Source organism: Streptomyces sp. NPDC107575, assembly GCF_055657265.1.
Map to the genome: position 1 here is coordinate 1 of NZ_JBVKBG010000004.1, position 18806 is coordinate 18806.

Annotated in this window: 18 protein-coding genes and 1 rRNA gene; 5 read left to right on the forward strand and 14 right to left on the reverse strand. The window is 70.7% G+C overall.

All coding sequences use genetic code 11. From position 1 onward, the window contains the following. Positions 1–88: ribosomal RNA gene (gene rrf / locus ACZ7L4_RS19465) — 5S ribosomal RNA — on the forward strand; the annotation flags it as partial. A 61-nt stretch (positions 89–149) separates the two neighbouring features. Here rrf and ACZ7L4_RS19470 read toward each other — a convergent pair. Genes ACZ7L4_RS19470 through ACZ7L4_RS19485 form a run of 4 tightly spaced genes read right to left on the reverse strand, consistent with a single transcriptional unit; the run spans position 150 to position 3808 of the window. Further along, positions 150–833: a response regulator gene (locus ACZ7L4_RS19470; RefSeq protein ID WP_472104082.1), complete on the reverse strand. Its 684-nt coding sequence runs from the start codon at positions 831–833 to the stop codon at positions 150–152. After that, entirely contained in the window at positions 830–2068 is a 1239-nt protein-coding gene (locus ACZ7L4_RS19475) for a sensor histidine kinase (protein ID WP_472104084.1), read from the reverse strand. The genes ACZ7L4_RS19470 and ACZ7L4_RS19475 overlap by 4 nt, the downstream gene beginning before the upstream one ends. Before the next feature lie 13 nt (positions 2069–2081). Further along, positions 2082–2870 (reverse strand): ABC transporter permease, encoded by a 789-nt coding sequence (locus ACZ7L4_RS19480; protein WP_472104086.1) that lies wholly within the window; start codon positions 2868–2870, stop codon positions 2082–2084. Then, positions 2867–3808: an ABC transporter ATP-binding protein gene (locus ACZ7L4_RS19485; protein ID WP_472104088.1), complete on the reverse strand. Its 942-nt coding sequence runs from the start codon at positions 3806–3808 to the stop codon at positions 2867–2869. Before ACZ7L4_RS19485 ends, ACZ7L4_RS19480 begins: the two co-directional genes overlap by 4 nt. A gap of 104 nt (positions 3809–3912) precedes the next feature. Between ACZ7L4_RS19485 and ACZ7L4_RS19490 the strand changes: the two genes are divergently transcribed. Beyond that, on the forward strand, positions 3913–4461 hold the full coding sequence (locus tag ACZ7L4_RS19490; RefSeq protein ID WP_472104089.1) for a GNAT family N-acetyltransferase: 549 nt from the start codon (positions 3913–3915) through the stop codon (positions 4459–4461). Here the strand turns inward: ACZ7L4_RS19490 and ACZ7L4_RS19495 are convergent. After that, positions 4458–5054 carry an NADPH-dependent FMN reductase gene (locus ACZ7L4_RS19495; RefSeq protein WP_472104091.1) on the reverse strand — a complete coding sequence of 199 codons (597 nt, stop codon included), beginning with the start codon at positions 5052–5054 and terminating at the stop codon, positions 4458–4460. The genes ACZ7L4_RS19490 and ACZ7L4_RS19495 overlap by 4 nt on opposite strands. A 27-nt stretch (positions 5055–5081) precedes the next feature. Continuing rightward, a complete protein-coding gene (locus tag ACZ7L4_RS19500; RefSeq protein ID WP_472104093.1) occupies positions 5082–6674 on the reverse strand; it encodes an MFS transporter in 1593 nt (530 codons plus the stop codon). Between the two features lie 93 nt (positions 6675–6767). Here ACZ7L4_RS19500 and ACZ7L4_RS19505 point away from each other — a divergent pair, with 93 nt between their 5' ends. Beyond that, the gene (locus ACZ7L4_RS19505; RefSeq protein WP_472104095.1) at positions 6768–7406 is read left to right on the forward strand and encodes a TetR/AcrR family transcriptional regulator; all 639 of its coding nucleotides are present in this window, start codon (positions 6768–6770) and stop codon (positions 7404–7406) included. Between the two features lie 3 nt (positions 7407–7409). Here the strand turns inward: ACZ7L4_RS19505 and ACZ7L4_RS19510 are convergent, their stop codons facing one another. From ACZ7L4_RS19510 to ACZ7L4_RS19535, 6 genes are all read right to left on the reverse strand, one after another. Continuing rightward, complete coding sequence (locus ACZ7L4_RS19510; RefSeq protein ID WP_472105583.1) at positions 7410–8870, reverse strand: type IV secretory system conjugative DNA transfer family protein; 1461 nt, start codon at positions 8868–8870, stop codon at positions 7410–7412. 57 nt (positions 8871–8927) lie between these two features. After that, the gene (locus ACZ7L4_RS19515; protein WP_472104096.1) at positions 8928–10340 is read right to left on the reverse strand and encodes an ATP-binding protein; all 1413 of its coding nucleotides are present in this window, start codon (positions 10338–10340) and stop codon (positions 8928–8930) included. Positions 10341–10400: 60 nt separating this feature from the next. Next, the gene (locus ACZ7L4_RS19520; RefSeq protein WP_472104098.1) at positions 10401–11960 is read right to left on the reverse strand and encodes an SCO6880 family protein; all 1560 of its coding nucleotides are present in this window, start codon (positions 11958–11960) and stop codon (positions 10401–10403) included. Next, positions 11957–13309 carry a hypothetical protein gene (locus tag ACZ7L4_RS19525; RefSeq protein ID WP_472104100.1) on the reverse strand — a complete coding sequence of 451 codons (1353 nt, stop codon included), beginning with the start codon at positions 13307–13309 and terminating at the stop codon, positions 11957–11959. The genes ACZ7L4_RS19520 and ACZ7L4_RS19525 overlap by 4 nt, the downstream gene beginning before the upstream one ends. Then, positions 13299–14099: a DUF8175 domain-containg protein gene (locus ACZ7L4_RS19530; RefSeq protein WP_472104102.1), complete on the reverse strand. Its 801-nt coding sequence runs from the start codon at positions 14097–14099 to the stop codon at positions 13299–13301. The genes ACZ7L4_RS19525 and ACZ7L4_RS19530 overlap by 11 nt, the downstream gene beginning before the upstream one ends. Before the next feature lie 118 nt (positions 14100–14217). Next, positions 14218–14526 carry a hypothetical protein gene (locus tag ACZ7L4_RS19535; protein WP_327662290.1) on the reverse strand — a complete coding sequence of 103 codons (309 nt, stop codon included), beginning with the start codon at positions 14524–14526 and terminating at the stop codon, positions 14218–14220. A 340-nt stretch (positions 14527–14866) separates the two neighbouring features. On the opposite strand from ACZ7L4_RS19535, the gene ACZ7L4_RS19540 reads away from it, so the two are divergent. Together ACZ7L4_RS19540 and ACZ7L4_RS19545 are read left to right on the forward strand one after the other, a co-directional pair. Further along, positions 14867–15883, forward strand: a complete 1017-nt coding sequence (locus ACZ7L4_RS19540; protein WP_472104104.1) for a C40 family peptidase — start codon at positions 14867–14869, stop codon at positions 15881–15883. Between the two features lie 175 nt (positions 15884–16058). Then, positions 16059–16784, forward strand: coding sequence for a phosphatase PAP2 family protein (locus ACZ7L4_RS19545; protein WP_472104106.1), 726 nt, complete (start codon positions 16059–16061; stop codon positions 16782–16784). A gap of 106 nt (positions 16785–16890) precedes the next feature. On the opposite strand, the gene ACZ7L4_RS19550 is transcribed toward ACZ7L4_RS19545, so the two are convergent. Beyond that, complete coding sequence (locus tag ACZ7L4_RS19550; protein WP_472105585.1) at positions 16891–18480, reverse strand: FAD-binding oxidoreductase; 1590 nt, start codon at positions 18478–18480, stop codon at positions 16891–16893. Between the two features lie 70 nt (positions 18481–18550). Then, positions 18551–18712 carry a hypothetical protein gene (locus tag ACZ7L4_RS19555; RefSeq protein ID WP_472104108.1) on the reverse strand — a complete coding sequence of 54 codons (162 nt, stop codon included), beginning with the start codon at positions 18710–18712 and terminating at the stop codon, positions 18551–18553. Positions 18713–18806: the final 94 nt, after the last annotated feature.

Here is an 18806-nt window from a genome sequence, read left to right on the forward strand (position 1 = left end):
CGGTTACATTCCGAACCCGGAAGCTAAGCCTCACAGCGCCGATGGTACTGCAGGGGGGACCCTGTGGGAGAGTAGGACGCCGCCGAACTATTTTTAAAGAAAAGCCCCGTGCCATTGGCACGGGGCTTTTCTGCGTTTAGGGGCCTTTCTCAGGCCGGCTCCACCAGTTTCGCGTCGTACGCCACGATCACCGCCTGCACTCTGTCCCGCGCTCCCGTCTTCGCGAGGATGCGGGAGACATGGGTCTTCACCGTCGATTCGGCGAGGTGCAGGCGTTCGGCGACCTCGGCGTTGCTCCAGCCCTGGGCGATCACCGTGAGGATCTCGCGTTCGCGGTCCGTCAGGGAGGCGATGCGCGGATCGGGCACCGGCGGAGCGCCCGCGGCCGCCGGGAGATGCTGGACGTACGCGTCGAGGAGGCGGCGGGTGAGGCTGGGGGCGACGATCGCGTCGCCGGCCGCCACCGCGCGGATGCCCGCGAGGAGTTCCTCCGGGAGCGCGTCCTTGATGAGGAAGCCGGAGGCGCCCGCGCGCAGGCCCGCGTACGCGTACTCGTCCATGTCGAACGTCGTGAGGATGAGGATGCGCGGGCCGCCCGCCGAGCCGTTCTCCGCCGACTTCGCGATGATGCGGCGCGTCGCCTCGATGCCGTCCATGCCGGGCATGCGGATGTCCATCAGGACCACGTCGGGGGCGAGCTCGGCCGCGAGGCGGACCGCCTCCGTGCCCGTACCGGCCTCGCCCACGATGCTCAGGTCGTCCTGGCTCTCCAGGAGCATGCGGAAGCCGAAGCGCTGCATCGGCTGGTCGTCGACGATGAGCACGGTCGTCACGGAGTGGGCCCTTCCGGGATGGGGATCGGGACGCGGAGGCGCACCCGCCAGCCGCCGGCCGGTCGTGGGCCGGCCTCAAGTGTGCCTCGGTACAGGGCGGTTCGCTCGCGCATGCCCGCGAGGCCGCGGCCGGTCCCGTGGTTGTCGGCGACGGCGGCGCCGCCGCGGCCGGTGTCCGTGACGGTCACCGTCACCGCGTCGGCCGTGTACGAGACGAGCAGCTCGGAGGTGGCCGAAGGGCCGCCGTGCTTCAGGGTGTTGGTGAGGGCCTCCTGGACCACGCGGTACACCGTGAGTTCCAGGCCCGCGGGCAGCGGCGCCGGTTCGCCCTCGACCTTCCTGAGGACCGGGAGACCTGCCGAACGTACGCCGTCGATCAGGGAGTCGAGGTCGGCGAGCGCCGGCGCCGGGGTCAGCTCCGCCGGCGTAGAAGAAGGCTCGTCGCCCAGGACGTCCAGGAGTCGGCGGAGTTCCGTGAGGGCCTGGCGGCTGGTGGTGGCGATGGCGGTGAGGGCCTGGCCCGCGCGTTCCGGGTTGCGGGTGGCCGCGTACGAGCCGCCGTCGGCGAGGCCGGTGATGACGGAGAGGTTGTGGCCGATGATGTCGTGCATCTCGCGGGCGATGCGGGCGCGTTCGGCGGCGGCCGCGAGGCGGGCCTGCTGGTCGCTCTCGACCTCGAGCCGGCGGGCCCGGTCGACGAGGGCCCGGGTGTAGTCCTGGCGGGAGCGGACGGCGAGGCCGGCGAGGCAGACCATCGCGAGGGACCACAGCTGCGGCACGATCAGCTCGTCCCAACTGGCGCCCGGGAAGCGGAAGAAGCTCACCAGCATGGGCAGCACGGTCAGGGCCGCCGTCGCGCCGAGTGTCCGCAGGGACTGCCGTAGCGCGATGTTGAAGACGACGACGTACTGGGCGAAGGCGATCTGCAGCCAGGCCCCCGTCCAGTTGCTGACCAGGGCTGTCGCCACCATCACCGCGAGGGCGGGGAGCGGGTGGCGGCGGCGCCACAGCAGTGGGACGGACAGGCCGAGGCTCATGAGCAGCACCAGCCACTCCGCGACGTGTGGGTCCGCGGCCGTGGTGCGCCAGCCGCCCGCGCCGTCGGTGAGGGCGGCCGTCACGAAGGCCACCGTCACCACGACGTCCCAGACCAGCGGGTGGCGCCCGTCGTAGGCGCGCACCCGCTGTGTGCTGCGGTGCAGGAACTGGCTGGTACGGGGCTGTGGCGGGGTCACGTGGACATCCTGGTCACACGTCGCGGCGCTTGAGAAGCAGCCCGGCCGCCGTGAGGACGACGGCGGCCCACACCATGAGGGAGAGAAGCCCGGTGCCGGGGGCGTTGTGGTCGGCCACCGGGATGATCGAGCCGAGGGACTCCGCCGACTTGGACGGGAAGTACTTCACGGCGCTCTGCACGGCGTCGTTGCTGATCATCTGGAGCACCTCGGGCAGGATCATGACGCCGCCGACGAACGCGCCGATCGCGGCCGGTACGGAGCGGCACAGCGCGCCCAGGCCGAGGGCGATGAGGCTGAGCAGCGTGATGCCCGCGGCGTTGCCCGCGAGGGCGCGCAGGACGCCGGAGTCCGTGAGGGACAGGGCCTTGTCGCTGTCGGAGAGCCAGATCTGGGCGAGCAGGAACGTGACGAGGTTCGTGGTGAAGGTGACCGTGAAGGCGAGGGCCGTGAAGACGCCGGCCTTGGCCCACAGGACCGGCAGTCTGCGCGGTACCGCCGCCATCGTGGCGCGGACCAGGCCCGTCGAGTACTCGCTCGCCGTGATCAGGATGCCGAGCACCGCGATGCAGATCTGGGACATCTGGCTGCCGAAGAGTGTGAAGACGACGGTGTCGATGTTCGCGTCGTCGCCGTCGTACGTCGAACCCATCATCAGGCCGACGGAGACGACGAGGGCGACGGAGACCCCCAGCGTCCACCAAGTGGAGCGCAGGGTGCGGAGCTTGTGCCATTCGGCGTGCAGGATCCGGGCCGGGGTCACCGCGTAGGACGTAGCCGGGAGGGTTGTGGTCGTGGTCATGCTGCTACTCCTGCCGAGGGCTTCGTGGTCGCCTGGTACTCGACGGCGTCGTGGGTGAGGTCCATGAAGGCCTGCTCCAACGAGGCTGTCCGCGGGGTGAGTTCGAAGAGCGGGAGGCCGCTCGCGGCGGCGAGCCTGCCGATGTCGGGGGCGTCGAGTCCGCGGACGTGGAGGGTGTCGGGCGCCTCGCCGTCCGGGCGGTCGATGCTGATGTCGGCGGCGGCCAGGAGGGCGCGCAGGCGGTCCGCCTCGGGCGTCACCACCTTCACGTAGGCCGCTCCTGATTCGCGTACGAGATCGGTGACCGTCGTGTCCGCGAGGAGGCGGCCACGGCCGATCACGACCAGGTGCTCGGCCGTCAGCGCCATCTCGGACATGAGGTGGGAGGAGACCAGGACGGTGCGGCCTTGCTGGGCGAGGGACTTGAGGAGGGTGCGGATCCACAGAACGCCCTCGGGGTCGAGGCCGTTGACCGGCTCGTCGAGGATGATCGTGGCCGGGTCGCCGAGGAGCGCCGCCGCGATGCCGAGGCGCTGGCCCATGCCGAGGGAGAAGCCCTTGACCCGCTTGTGGGCCACCTCTGTGAGGCCCGCGAGGTCGAGCACGTGCTCGACGCGGGAGCGCGGGATGCCGTGCGTCAGGGCGAGCGCCATGAGGTGGTGGAAGGCGGTGCGTCCCGGGTGGACGGCCTTGGCCTCCAGGAGGGCGCCGACCTCGGTGAGCGGCGCGGGGTGGGTGGCGTAGGCGCGGCCGCCGATGGTGGCGCGGCCCGCGGTCGGGGTGTCGAGGCCGAGCAGCATGCGCATGGTCGTGGACTTGCCCGCGCCGTTGGGGCCGAGGAAGCCGGTGACCGTGCCGGGCTCGACCGTGAAGGTGAGGTCCTCGACGACGGTCTTGTCGCCGTAGCGTTTGGTGAGGCCGTGGGATCGGATCGTCATGGGAGTACGGTGCCGCGGGCGGGGCCCCGCGGGCGTCGGACCGGGGCATCGAGCTGCGGCAATGCCGTAGTACCGGGGTACTACGGGCCCTTAGGGTGCGGCGCATGGACTACGTGATCAGACCCGTGCGGGCCGACGAGTGGCGTGCTGCGAAGGAGCTGCGGCTCGCGGCGCTGCGGGATCCGGGGGCGCCGCTCGCGTTCCTGGAGACGTACGAGGAGGCGGCGGCGCAGCCGGACGAGTTCTGGCGGGGGCGGGCCGAGCGGGCCGCGCACGGGACGACGGCGCTGCAGTTCGTGGCGGAGAACGCCGAGGGCGGGCGCTGGGACGGCAACGTGGTGGTGCTCGTGGAGGAGGCGGGCTCCCTGGACTTCTTCGGGCAGCCCGTCGAGCGGCGCCAGGCGCAGCTCGTCGCGGTCTACGTACGGCCCGGGGCGCGGGGGAGCGGGCTTGCGGGGGCGCTGTTCTCCGCGGCCGTGGAGTGGGCGTTCGGTCTTGAGGGCGTGACGCGGGTGCGGCTGTACGTCCATGAGGACAACGGGCGGGCCGAGGGCTTCTACCGGAAGTTCGGCTTCGTCCGCACGGGAGGGGTCGCCCCGAATCCGGGCGACCCCTCGAAGGTGGACCGCGAGATGGAGCTCAAGCAGCCCTAGCTGTACGGGTGTTGGGTGCGCGCCGTCCGGAGGGCGTGGGCCCACCAGGCCAGTTGGTCGAGCATGACCTTGGCGGCGCCGGCCGCGCCCTGCTCGTCGTGGGCCGGGCCGTCCTCGGTGAAGAGGCCGCCGTGGGCCTGGTGGAAGCTGACGCCGTCGCGGATCGTCGCGCAGTGCAGTTCGGCGAAGACCAGGCGGAGTTGTTCCACGGCGCGCAGGCCGCCGCCGACGCCGCCGTACGAGACGAAGCCGACGGGCTTGGCCTTCCACTCGTCGCGGTGCAGGTCGATGAAGTGCTTCAGGTGGGCCGGGAAGCTGTGGTTGTACTCGGGGGTGATCACCACGTAGGCGTCTGCGGCGTCCACGCGGGCGGAGAGCTCCGCTTGGGCCGGGGTGGGGGTGTGGCCCCAGGCGGGGTGGGCGTCGGGGAGGTCCAGGTCGGTCAGGTCGATGACGTCGTAGTGGGTGTCGGGGGTGTGGCGTTCGGCCTGGGTCGTGAACCAGGTGCTCACCGTGGGGGCGAGGCGGCCGTCTCGGGTTGATCCGACGATGACGCCCACTCGGAGCGGGGTGGTGGTCGCGGTGCTGGTCATTGTTTCGGTCCTCCGTGGTTGGGGTGATCAGGTCGACTTGGTTTGCGTGGTTGTTTCGTTGCGCGGCGACGGGGGCTGTGCCCACCCGTTCCGCCGTGCGGAACGCCTGCCCACAGCGGGGGTGGACTCGTTGCCCACAGCGGGGGCGGAATGGCTGCCCACAGCTGTGGACAGAAGTCGGTTCACCAGGAGTGCGAGTGCTGTCATCAGGGCCGTGATCGTCCACAGCGTCACCTGCCACGCCTCCGTGAATTGCTGGGCGTGGCCGGGGGTGCCTGCCGTGATGGCTGCCGCCAGGTCCGGTGAGCCCACCCGGGGTTGCAGGGCCGCCAGGAGGAGGGCGCCGAAGATCGTGAGCATGATGGCGCCGGTGCCGCCGCGGACCGTGTTGAGGAAGCCGGAGGCCATGCCGACCTCGGACGGGGCGACCATCGACATGGCCTGGGCGTCGATGATGCCGATGGACAGGCCCTGGCCCGCGCCGATGGTGAGCAGGGGGCCCGCGAGTTCCAGGACGCCGATGCCCGGGTGGAGCGTCGTCAGCCACGCGTTGCCGGCGGCCAGCAGGAGCAGGGACAGCACCAGGAGATGGCGGGCCCGCACGCCCCGGTTCACGAGACGGGCGCCGAGCGGGGGCAGGGCCAGGACCGGCACCGTCATCAGCAGGAGCGTGAGGCCGGCCGCGCGGGCCGACGTGCCGTTCGCGCCCTGGAGGTAGGTCGGCAGGAAGGTGAGGACGCCGGTGGTGCCCGCGCCGAGCCCGAAGGAGCCGACCGCCCAGCCGAGGAACGCCGGGTTGCGGGCCAGGCGCAGGTCGAGGATCGGGCGGCCCTCGCCGGTGCGGACGAGTCGGCGTTCGACGCGTACGAACGTGATCAGGAGGGCGAGGGAGGCGGCGGCCGGGACGAGGGTCGGGGCCGCCGTCCAGCCGGACTTGGAGCCCTGCGTGATCGCGTAGAGGGCCAGGGCGAGGCCTGCGATGAAGGTGGCTGCGCCTGCCTTGTCGACGCGCGGGCCGGTGTCCGCCCGGGACTCGGGCATGAGGCGGGTGCCGATGACGATGACGGCGCCCACGGCCACGTACGACAGGAAGGTGGCGCGCCAGCCGACCGCGTCCACGAGCCAGCCGGAGAACGTCGGGCCGAAGGCGAGGCCGAGGCCCGCCGTGGTGCCGAGGGAGGCGAAGACGCGGGTGCGGGCGGGGCCCGTGAAGGTCGCGGCGAGCAGCGAGCTGCCGCTGGCCATCACGCCCGCGGCGCCGATGCCGGACAGGATCCGGGCCGCGTCCAGGAGCAGGATGTTCTGCGCGAGGGCCGAGGCGAGGGTGCCGGCCGTGTAGAGGGCTGCGCCCGCCGTGAGGATCCGGCGGCGCCCGTAGAGGTCGCCGAGCGAGCCCGCGACCAGCATGAACGAGGACGCGGCGAGGAAGTAGCCGACGACCACCCACTGGAGCGCGGCGCCCGTGGCGTCGAGGTCGGCGCCGATGCGCGGGAGGGCGACCGTGGTGCCGGACATGGCCATCGGCAGCGTGAGCATGCCGAGGAGGACGACGAGGAGAGTGAACGTGGAGCGGCTGCCGCCGACTTCGCGGGCCGCCGAAGCCTGGGGTTCGGTTGCCATGCCGGTAAAGTACAACGGTGGTTGTAAGAAGTGCAACCGTCGTTGTACCTAGGTCTCTGTGCCTAGGCTGGGCGTGAGCGGAGGAGAGCGGGCATGGTGCAGGAACGGGAACGCAAGGGCACGGTCGAGAAGCGGCAGGCGCTGCTGCGCGGGGCGCGGACCGTCTTCGGGCGCGAGGGGTACACGCGCGCCGGGATCGACGAGATCGCGGCCGAGGCCGGGGTCTCGACGCGCACGCTCTACAACCACTTCGGCGGCAAGGAGAACCTCTTCCGGGAGGTGCTGCTCGACAGCGCCGCCAATGTGACGGCCGCTCATGTCGCGCTCATCGAGCGGCACTTGGGCAAAGTGACGGACGTGGGGGCGGACCTCCTCGCGCTCGCCCGCGAGTGGATGGGGCGGCGCGGCGACCACGAGCCGCACATGCTGCTCGTGCGGCACATCATCTCCGAGGGCTCGCACCTGCCCACCGACGTCATCGAGGAGTGGCAGCGGATCGGCCCCCGGGGGACCGGGGAAGCGGTGCGCAAGGCGCTTCTCATGCTCGGCGAGCAGGGGCACCTGGCGGTCGACGAGGACAACTCGGCGGAGGCCGCGCGGCACTTCCTGCTGCTGATCCCCGGGTCGGTCACGGTGGACACGTTCTTCGGGGTGGTGCCGATCTCCGCCGACGAGGTCGACGCCCGGGTGCGCAGCGGGCTCGCGGTGTTCCTGAAGCTGTACGGGCGTTAGGCCCTAGCCCAGCGGGAGTTCGGCGTCCGGCCAGCGGGTGCGGCCCTGTTCCCTGGACCGGAGCAGGGCCAGGGTGACCAGACCCCGGTCCGCTCCGGTGGCCAGCAGCTCCGGCAGCTGGGGAAGCGGAGCCACCGCCGCGACGTCGTCGAGGACGAACGTCATTGGTGGGTCGAGCCGGCCGGCAGGTGACCGTTCGGCCACGCGGCGGCCGTGCTCGACCACGCTCGAGGCGAGGGCCGTGAGCAGGGGCATCGCGCCCGGCTGCCCCTTCGGGTCCTCGATGGGTTCACCGACCACATAAAGCGTGCCCCCTTCGTTCACGAAGGAATCCAGAGTGAGCGCATCCGTTCGGTTGGGTGTGCAGGCCTCACGGATGTGCACCGAGAACAGTGAGGACAGGGCGCGAGCGGTCAACTCCTGAGCCATGTCGCGGCGTTCGGGGTGCGAGGTCAGGGCCGCTTCGAGTTCGCCCGCGGTGCCGGCGGCCGCCTTCTGGTTCGTACGGAGGATGCGTACGGCGTCCTGGACCTGGGTGCCCTGGGCCCAGCGGTGGACGTGGCGGAACGGTTTGCCGTCGACGGCGGCGGCGTGCAGGTAGCTGCGCAGCAGGGTGTCGGCGGTTTCGGCGAGGGCCGAGTCCAGTTTGGCCGTGGGCCTTATGGGGGCGAGCAGGGCGGTGGCGCGCTGGGCGGCGGTCTCCTTGTCGGTGCAGCCGGAGGCCGGGTTCCAGTGCATGCGGGCGGGGGTGTCGCAGCGGTGGGTGGGGTCGTAGAGGAGGACGGGGCCGAGTTTGGCGCGGGCGTCCTTGGTCTCCGACCAGACCTCCGGTGCCGACGTGATGACGAGGACCGGGCCCTCGGCGTCCTGGATGGCCTCTACGGCGAGGGGGTGGCGGTCGGACGGGGGGCCGAGGTGGACGGGTCCGCGTTGGGCGGGAACGGGTGTGGTTGCGGGTACCGGTTCCGTTGCGGGTACCGGGGTTGCGGCCTCGGGGCTCTGCCCCGGACCCCGCTCCTCAATCGCCGGAGGGGCTTGAAATACCGGCACTTCGCGCTCGACAGCCGGAGGGGCTTGTTTTGCCGACGCCTCCGGTTCGACACGCTGCTTACGGAGCGCCCGCCACCGAGCGAACGTTCCCGCCACGAAGACCGTGAGGACCACCAGGACCATCAGCTGGCCGATGACCAGGCCCCAGACCAGGCCGTAGCCGGAGAGTTCCGTCGCGGGGGTGCTCGGCCAGGCGCCGGGGATGTCGTGGGGGCGGGTGATCAGCGAGCGCAGGGCCAGCGGCGTATGGCCGAACGTCACGCCCGTCGGCCACGCGCCCTTCGCGAAGAGCCCCGCGAGGCCCGTCGCCGTCCACACCAGGATCGTCATGCCCAGCAGAAACGCCAGGATCCCGATCAGCAGCCCGTCGGGCACGCCGCCCCGGCCGCGCCCCTCCCGGTCGTCGCGCTCCATCCGGCGCCCCCGCTCGTCCCGCATTCCTGTCATGCCACCGTTCTCATGCCGCCGTTCTCACGCCACTGTGGACTCGGAGCCGCCCAGCCGCTGCTCCACGAACGCGGCCGCCCGCTCCTCGGCCTCCAGCTCGGCCGCGTGCAGCGCGTCGTCCAGGAGCGGCTCGGCGGACGCCTCCGTCATGGCGCGGTCGGTGAACACCAGTGGGCGTTCGGTCTCGGTGACCAGGTGTTTGACCACCTGAACGTTGCCGTTGACGTCCCAGACGGCGATGCCGGGGGAGAGCGTCGGGATGATCTCGACCGCCCACCGTGGCAGCCCGAGCACCCGGCCCGTGGCTCTCGCCTCGTCCGCCTTCTGGGCGTAGATCGTCCTCGTGGAGGCCATCTTCAGGATCGCCGCCGCTTCCTTGGCGGCCGCGCCGTCGACCACGTCGCTCAGGTGGTGGACGACCGCCACGAAGGACAGGCCGAGCCGCCGGCCGAACTTCAGCAGGCGCTGGAAGAGCTGGGCCACGAAGGGGCTGTTGATGATGTGCCAGGCCTCCTCGACCAGGAAGATGCGCTTCTTCCGGTCGGGGCGGATCCAGGTGTGCTCCAGCCACACGCCGACGATCGCCATCAGGATCGGCATCGCGATCGAGTTGCGGTCGATGTGGGAGAGGTCGAAGACGATCAGCGGGGCGTCCAGGTCGATGCCGACCGTCGTCGGGCCGTCGAACATGCCGCGCAGGTCGCCGTCGACGAGCCGGTCGATGACCAGCGCCACGTCGAGACCCCAGGCGCGGACGTCCTCCAGGGCCACGTTCATGGCCTCGGCCGACTCCGGTTCGGGGTGGCGCAGTTGCTCGACGATGTCGGTGAGCACCGGCTGGCGCTCGACGATCGTCTCGTTCACGTACGCGTGCGCGACCTTCAGAGCGAAGCCGGAGCGCTCGTCGAGGCCGTGCCCGAGCGCGACCTCGATGATGGTGCGCAGCAGCGCCAGCTGGCCCGTCGTGGTGATCGCGGGGTCCAGCGGGTTGAGCCGGATCCCCATGTCCAGGGCGGCCGTCGGGTCGAGCCGGATGGGAGTTATGCCCAGCTCCTCGGCGATGAGGTTCCACTCGCCGACGCCGTCCTCGCCCTGCGCGTCGAGGACGACGACCTGGCGGTCCTTGAACCTCAACTGCCGCAGCACGTACGTCTTCTCGAGCGCCGACTTGCCGTTCCCGGACTCGCCGAGGACCAGCCAGTGGGGGGCCGGGAGCTGCTGACCGTAGAGCTGGAAGGGGTCGTAGATGTAGCCCTTGCCGGAGTACACCTCGCGTCCGATGATCACGCCGGAGTCGCCGAGGCCGGGCGCGGCCGTCGGCAGATAGACGGCCTGCGCCTGCCCCGTCGACGTACGCACCGGAAGCCGGGTCGTCTCCACCTTCCCGAACAGGAACGCGGTGAAGGCATCGGTGAGAGCGGACAGCGGATCCCGCATAGTGCAGCGCCTACCTTCCGGCCGTGTCGGCGGACATCAGGAACATCGGGACCATCGGGGTCATCGGCGGATGCCGGTGGCGAACGGCAGGGTGTTCACGAACGCCCGGTGGTGCTCGCGGTCGCACCACTCCAGCTTCAGGTACGACTTGCCCGCCGAGGCGCGGATGGTGCGCTTGTCGCGGGCCAGCGAGTCCGGATTGCGGGAGGAGACCGTGATGTACCCGACGAGGTTGACTCCGGCCGCGCCGCTCGCCAGGTCCTCGCCGCGCTGGTCGAGGCGGCCGTGGGCGGCGATGTCGCGGGGGTCGACGGTCCGGTTCATCTTGGCGGCGCGGGACGCCTCCGCCTCGTCGTTGGTCTTCTCGGTCAGCATCCGCTCGATGGCGACCTCGGTGGGTTCGAGGTCCATCGTCACCGCGACGGTCCTGATGACGTCCGGGGTGTGGACCAGCAGAGGGGCCAGGAAGTTCACGCCGACCGGCGTCATCGGCCACTCCTTGACCCACGCCGTGGCGTGGCACCAGGGCGCACGCGTCGCCGACTCGCGCGTCTTGGCCTGCAGGAACGTCGGCTCCATGGCGTCGAGCTCGGCCGGCCAGGCGTTCCGCTTCGACATCGCCTGGATGTGGTCGATGGGGTGGTCCGGGTCGTACATGGAGTGGATCAGCGACGCGAGCCGGCCCTGCCCGAGCGGCTGCCGCACACGGATGTCGGCCTCCTGCAACCGGGAGCAGATGTCGGTCAGTTCGCGCGCCATGACGACGGCGAGCCCGGCGTCCTTGTCGACCTTCCTGCCGCCCTTGGGGCGGGTGGCGCGGGCCATCGCGTTGGCCTCGGCGGCCAGGTCGCGGGTGTAGTGCATGCAGGCCACGAGGTACGCGCGGTGCTGCTCGCTGCTCGTGGAGACCATCGACTGGAGCTGGTCGTACGACTTCTGCAGCCAGCCGAGCGAGCGGTCGTCGCCGCGCACGGCGACGTCCTTGGCGTGCGCGTCCGGGTCGGCGGGCAGCGTGCGGGCCAGCATCTGGAGCCGGGTCACGAACCCGTCGCCGTTCGCCACGTGCTTGAGGAGCGTGCCGAACCGGTCGACCAGCGCCTCCTGGTCCTCCGAGTCGCGCAGGCCGACGCCGGGGCCCTCGATCTCGATGGCGGCGGTGACGGTGCGGCGGTCCGCGTGCAGCAGCACCGCGATCTCGTCGGGTCCGAACGGCGCGGCCAGCCACGTGAGCCTGCCGATGCCGGGCGGCGGGCCGATCTCGACCTCGCGCCCGTCGAGCCGGGTGCCGGCCTCCATGGTGGAGGAACGGTAGGCGGTGCCGCGCTTGAGGGAGCGCTTGTAACTGCGGTTGATCTCAAACCATTTGTAGAAGGTGCGGCCCTTGTACGGGACGTAGACCGCGGCCAGCGCCAGCATCGGGAAGCCGGTGAGCAGCACGATGCGCAGCGAGAGCACGGGGACGAGCAGTCCGCACATCATGCCGAGGAACGCGCCCACGACGATCATCGCGATCTCGCCGGACTCGCGGTTCTTGCCGACGATCGCGTTCGGCCGGGCGCGGCCGATCAGATATGTACGGCGGGGCGTGACCGGAGGGGACACGTGGGACTGGGTCGTCAACGCCCTGCACCTCCTTGCCAGTTGCCGTTCTTGCCGGTGTTGCCGCTGTTGCTCCCGCGGTCGTTGCTCGCGTGCGGGGTCTTCGACGGGCTCGTACGGGGCGGGGGTGCGGCGGAGGGGACAGTTCCGCCGCCTCCCCCTGACGCGGCCGGGCGCGAACTGTGCGCGGCCACACCGCCGGACGCGGGGTTGGCGGGACGGGCCTGGGAGGCTCCGCCACCGCCCGAACCCCCGCCGTCCTGACGGCTGCTGTGGGTCTTGATGCCTTGCGAGACGAGCGCGGCGGGCGAGGACATGACGGCGGCCGCCTTGCCCTCGGCGCCCTGCATGAGCCGGTTCTTCCGTACGTTGGCCATCTCGTCGCCGAAGCCGGGCACGAAGCGGTAGATCATGCCGCTCGCGAAGATGGCGAGCAGCACGATGGCGAGGCCGGAGACGACCGCGGCGAGCGAGTCCGGGCCCTTGTCTCCGCTGGACAGCGCGCCGGCGAGCCCAAGGACGATCACGATGACCGGCTTCACGAGGATGACCGCGATCATGATTCCGACCCAGCGGCGGACGTGGCCCCACAGGTTCTTGTCGACGAGCCCCGCGTAGACGACGACGCCGAGCAGCGCGCCCACGTAGAGCAGGACGGCGCGCAGGTACAGCTCCAGGTAGAGCACGCCCGCGGCGACGATCGACACCAGCGAGACGACGATCAGCATGATCGGTCCGCCGCCGATGCCGTCGCCCTTCTTCAGGGCCTCGGAGAACGTCCCGAAGAACGCGTCCGTCTGATTGCCCGTCGCCTTCGCCAGTACGTCACTGACCCCGTCGGCGGCCGACACCACCGTGTAGAGGATCAGCGGGGTGAAGGCCGACGCGAGGACGGTGAGCCAGAGGAAGCCGACGGCCTCCGTGATCGCGGTCATCAGCGGGACGCCGCGGACGGCGCGCTTGGCGACGGCGAGCAGCCACAGCACGAGCGTGAGGATCGTCGAGGCGGCGAACACCACGGCGTACTGCTGCAGGAACTTCGGGTTGGTGAAGTCGACGTTGGCCGTCTTCTGCACGGCGTTGCTGAGCTGGTCGACGGTCCACGATGCCGCCTCCGCGCACCCCTTGGCGAGGCTGGAGAGGGGGTCGAGCGGGTTGGAGACGTCGGGCGTCCCGCCACCACCTCCGGTGGTGCCGGACTTCTCGTCGCCGCGTTCGCAGTAGTCCTTGGCGCGACCGACGATCAGGTCGCAGGGGTTGCTGGACGGCTCGGGTGCGGCGAACGCACGGGTGGCCGTCAGGACGGCCGCGGCCTGTACGGCGGTGACGAGACCGGCGAGCTTGAGCGCACGGCGTGGGTTACCGGGCATACGAGAACCCTCCGTACTCCTCGATGGCCTTGCTGATGTCGTCGGAGTTGGAGGCGCGGTCGTCGCCGGGGACAGGGGTGGGACCGTTCTTCTGCGAGTCGGAGGTGATCTTCCAGTCGCCGTCGGTCCACTGCAGCTGGAAGGTCCAGGTCTGCCACGACGTGGCGACCGGGTTGGTCGAGCGCGTGCCGGAGATGCCGAGGAGCCCCATGTACCAGACCGACACCTTGGCGGTGTCGTCCTCGTACCGGAGCGTCTTGGTGCCGATCGGAATGGTGCGGGAGACGAACGTGCTGCCCTTGGGCGCGTTCCCGTCCGCGTCGAGGCCCAGCTTGGTCAGGAACTCGGTGGAGTACGCATCGTCCATCGGGCCCTTGAGCTTGGCGGCCGCCGCGGACGTGTAGAGCTCGTCCACGATCCCGTGCCGCCGGTCGGCGTTGAACATGCCGTCACCACCGAGCCGCACCGCATAGTTCGCGGCAGCCGACTGCGCGCCCTGCTCGTCGTGGCCGAAGCCGGAGGCCACCGGCTTCGAACCGGTCGGCGCCGTGGGGGCCGCCGCCGGCTTCGTGCCGGCGGAATCGGACCCGGACCCGCCGGAGGCGTCCCCGCCGCGGTTCGCGAACGCGATCGCCGCGATGAGCAGCACCACGACGCCGACCACGGTCACCAGGGACCGGGACGGCGACCGTCCCGGTCTGCGGGCGCCGCCGGAACCCTCCGGGAGCCGCGTCCGGGTCTGACCGGAACCCCCGTAGAGCTCGTCGTCCTGTGGACCCTCAGGACTCATTGCGCGCACGCCCCCTCAACCTTTCGCCGAACCACCGCATACGACGGTAGCCGTGCTGGTTTCCGCGCGGGCGCGGTGTGGTGACTCGACATCAGGGAGACGCAACCTCAGCGGGGAGCTAGACGGCCATGCCGTACACAATGGTGAACAGCGTGCCTAGTGAGCCGATGATGAACACCCCGGTCAGGCCCGCGATGATGAGGCCCTTGCCTTGTTCGGCGCTGAAGGTGTCACGCAGGGCCGTCGCCCCGATCCGTTGCTTGGCTGCGCCCCAGATCGCGATGCCGAGGCACAGCAGGATGGCGACCGCCATCACGACCTCGATCATCACGCGTGCCTCGTTGCCCAGGCTCCCGAACGGGCCCCAGTCCGGGGCGATCCCGCCGATGATGGTGGAGATATCGCCCTTTTCGGCTGCCAGCAGCATGTGTAACTCACCGCCCCATGTGGGTAGTTCTGTCGCCTCTGCCGCAGCGCAGAGGTCAGACCCATTCTTGCCCAGATTGGCTCCGATGCCTGCACACTTGGCGCCATTCCTTGGCCGAGTTCCTACGGTCCCATGCCTGAGGGACCGCCCCGGAGGGACGGTTCCGGATGCGAAGGAACGTACGGTTACTCTGTGTATCATGCCTGGTCACGCCGGGCAATGAAGGCTGGTCGCGGATAGTTCGGCACAGTCGCCGACGGGGTGGCCCACCCGACCGTAAACTGAGCGCTCGTGTGTCCGGCCGCGGGTCGTGCCCGGACTCCCCCGTGGCGAAGGGCGGTTGACGGTGCGTAAGGCGTGGATGCTTGCGGGCTCTGCGGTCGCCGGGGGGACGGCGTTCGTGGCGCTGCTCGTCTTCGGGACGTACATGGCGGCGGGGAGCCTGAGCAGCGGGGTCGGCAAGGGGGCCGTGGGGCTCGCGAAGGGGGCCGTGCCCGCCGCGTATCAGCCACTCGTGCAGAAGTGGGGGAACCTCTGCCCCGCGATCAACCCGGCGCTGCTCGCGGCGCAGCTGTACCAGGAGAGCGGGTTCAATCCGAAGGCGACGTCGCCGGCGAAGGCGTACGGCATCGCGCAGTTCATCAGCGGGACCTGGGCCGCGCACGGCGTGGACGGGGACGGTGACGGGGACAAGGACATCTGGGACCCGAACGACGCGATCCCGTCCGCCGCTTCGTACGACTGCAAACTCGCCTCGTACGTGAAGGACGCACCGGGCGACAAGACGAAGAACATGCTCGCCGCCTACAACGCGGGTTCGTACGCGGTCATCAAGTACGGGGGAGTGCCGCCGTACCGCGAGACGCAGAACTACGTGAAGGTCATCACGACGCTCGAGAAGTCCTTCGCGAGGCCCGTCGGGCGCGTGCAGCCCTCGCAGCAGGCGGCGGCCGCCATCTACTTCGCGCAGAAGAAGCTCGGCACCCCTTACCTGTGGGGCGGGAACGGCACGGCGGACCAAGATGGCCGATTTGATTGCTCGGGACTGACCAAGGCCGCGTACGAGACGGTGGACATCGAGCTGCCGCGCGTGGCCAACGACCAGTACAACGCGGGACCGCATCCGAAGCGGGACGAGCTGCTTCCCGGGGACCTCGTGTTCTTCTCCCACGACCTCGGCAACAGCCGGGCCATTCACCACGTGGGCCTTTACGTGGGCGGCGGGTACATGATCGACGCGCCGCGGACCGGCGCCGTCATCCGCTTCGACCCCATCGACACCCCCGACTACTTCGGCGCGACCCGGGTCACGGAGGACGGCGCGAAGGCGCTGCCGAGTGGCTCGCCGGAGGTCTGAGTGGCTGGAACTCTCTGTTAGGTCATGGCCCTGAGCTGCGGGTTTGTGTCTCTCTTCGATAACGTCTGGGTGATCGTTCGGTGGATTGCGGAACGTAGAGGGTGGGACCGTGCGTTCCTCTACCTGAATCGAAAACAACCACGGGGGTGGCTGAAGACGAAGGGGCCGCTGAACTATGGCTGGACTCGTGGCACTCGAAGCGCCCGGGACATCCGGATCCAACCCCGACGTCACGCTGCTCTACGACATCAACGGCCTGGCCGATGACGCTCCGCGCTGGTTCGACCGGACCATGGAGTTCGTCGGCGAGTACGGGATCCTGCTCGCGCTCGTGCTCCTCGTGCTGTGGTGCTGGTGGGGCGCGAGGAAGCGCGGGTCGCTCGACGACGCGGCGTCCGCCGTGGCCGCCGTGGTGTGGGCGCCGCTCGCCGCCGGTGTCGCCGTCCTCGTGAACGTGCCGATCCGGTCCTTCGTCGAGCGGCCGCGGCCCTTCATGGACCACGACGGGCTCGAGGTCCTGGTCAAGGGCAAGACCGACTTCTCGTTCGTCAGCGACCACGCGACGCTCGCGATGGCCATCGGAGCGGCGCTCTTCATCGCCCACCGCAAGCTCGGGCTCGCCGCCATAGGGCTCGCCGTGCTCGAAGGGTTCTGCCGGGTCTTCATGGGCGTGCACTACCCGACGGACGTCGTCGGCGGGTTCGCGCTCGGCACGGCCGTCGCGCTGCTCCTGTCGCCGCTCGCCTCTGCGCTGCTGACGCCGCTGACGCGGGCGATCGGCCGGGCGTCCGGCTGGGTCTCCCGACTCGTGTGGGCGCCCACGGCGGTGCCGGCGGCGGTGGATTTCGCCGAGTCGAGCGATTCGGCGGAGCCGGCGGAGGAGCGGGATCTCGCGGCTTAGCGTTCCGTTGCGGCTGACCGTTCCCACGTCGCGGGGCTCTGCCCCGGACCCCGCTGCTCAATCGCCGCAGGGGCTTGAAATGTCAAGCCTCGCCGGGAAGCTCCGTCTACAGAGACTGCGGGAAGTCGAAGAAGCCTGACGGGTCGTACTGGCGCTTCACCTTGGCCAGCCGAGGCGCCGCAGGCCCGTAGTACGCCTGCTTCCAGTTCTTCAGGGTCGGGTCCGCGTAGTTCTGGTACGCCGCCCCGGAGGCGTAGGGCCGCATCGCCGCGTGGGCCGAGGACAGCCAACTGCGCGCTGCACCGCCGGAGGCATTCGGCTGCCACGACACGATGTACTGCGCGAGCATCCGGGAGCGGCGGTGCACGAACGCCGTCGCCGTCGGGTCCACGCGGTTGATCGCGCCGCCGAGCGCCGTGAGCGCGACCGAGCCTGCGCCGGACGTGACGTTCTCCAGCTGCTTCAGGAGCGTGCGCGCGCCCGCGTCCGAGAGGTTCCGGTCGAAGAAGTCGGAGGCCGCCGCGTACGTCTCGCGCGGCAGCGCGCCCTGCTCGGAGCGGCCCGGCACGGCGCCCGGCAGATGGCACTGGGCGTCCTCCGCGAACGCCGAGCAGCCCGCGTACACCTCCATCGACTCCTCGTACGAGCGGCGCTTGAGGGAGACCGAGGTGGCCGGGCCCGGGCCGCCGGGGCCGTCGGCGAGGCGGTCGACCGCGTTCTGCAGCTCGGTGTACGTGCCGAGGGAGAACGCCGCGACCGAGACCGTCGGGTTGCCGCCGGGCACGCCCGCGATGTGCAGCGAGGACCAGATCTCGTCGGCCTGGTCGGGGCCCCACTTCTGCCAGGCCTTGAGCACCGTCGCCGCCTTCGACCAGGGCCAGCTCATGTACGCGGAGACGCCCTGCGGCGCGGGGTGGGTCTTGAAGCGCAGCTCCGTCACGACGCCGAACTGGCCGTTGCCCGCGCCCCGCAGCGCCCAGAAGAGGTCCTTGTGCGAGGTCGCGTTCGCGGTCAGCTGTTTGCCTTCGGCCGTGACGACCGTGGCCTGGGTGAGGCTGTCGCAGGTGAGGCCGTAGGCCCGCGAGACGACGCCGTGGCCGCCGCCGAGCGTGAGGCCCGAGACACCGACCGTGGGGCAGGAGCCCGCCGGTATCGTGACGCCCTTGGCCGCGAGCGACCGGTAGACGTCGATGAGCTTCGCGCCCGCGCCGACGACCGCCTCGGACCCCGACGCGCGGACGGACTTCATCCGGGAGACGTCGAGTATCAGGTGGCCGTTTCCGGAGGACCAACCTCCGTAGGAGTGGCCGCCGTTGCGTATGGAGAGCGGGACCTTGTGCGCGCGGGCGTACGCGAGGGTCGTGCGGATGTCGTCGGGCCCCGCGACGTACGCGACGGCGCGCGGCTTCAACGCGTCGTAGCGGGTGTTGTAGAGCTGGCGGGCCGCCGCCCAGGAGGACTCCCCGGGGCGCACGAGGGAGCCGTCGAGGTCCTTGGCGAGCCCGGCGAGGTTCGCCGCGGCCCGCACCGTGCTGGACGCGCTCGCGCTCGTGGAGCGGACAGGGGCGGAGGAACCGGAGGACGCGGAGTGCCCGCCCGTGGAGCTCGAGCCCGCGCCGGACCCGGAGCAGGCGCTCACCGCGCCGCCCGCCACGACTGCCGCGGCCGATGCCGTGATGAACGTGCGGCGTTCCATGTGGTTGTCCCCTTCGGCCACCTGTTCGCTTCCCGAGATACGAGACGTCATCGGGGAGTCGTGGGTTCCGTCAGGTGTCCTGGTCCGCCGAGCCGAGATGGTCGTCCGCGTCCGAACGGGCCTTGCTCCGCGCTCTCCTGGCCGGGCCGCGCCAGCCGCAGCTGCAGCGGGCCAGACAGAAACGTCCCTGTTCCACGACGGTGGTCGTATGCGAGTGCTGCTGTTGTGCCACGCGGCCACGGTAGCGACTCCATGTAAACCCCCCGTTCGCGTGACGGTCGACCCTACTCGTCGTTAACCCCGACGACAGGGGCCGCACACGCACG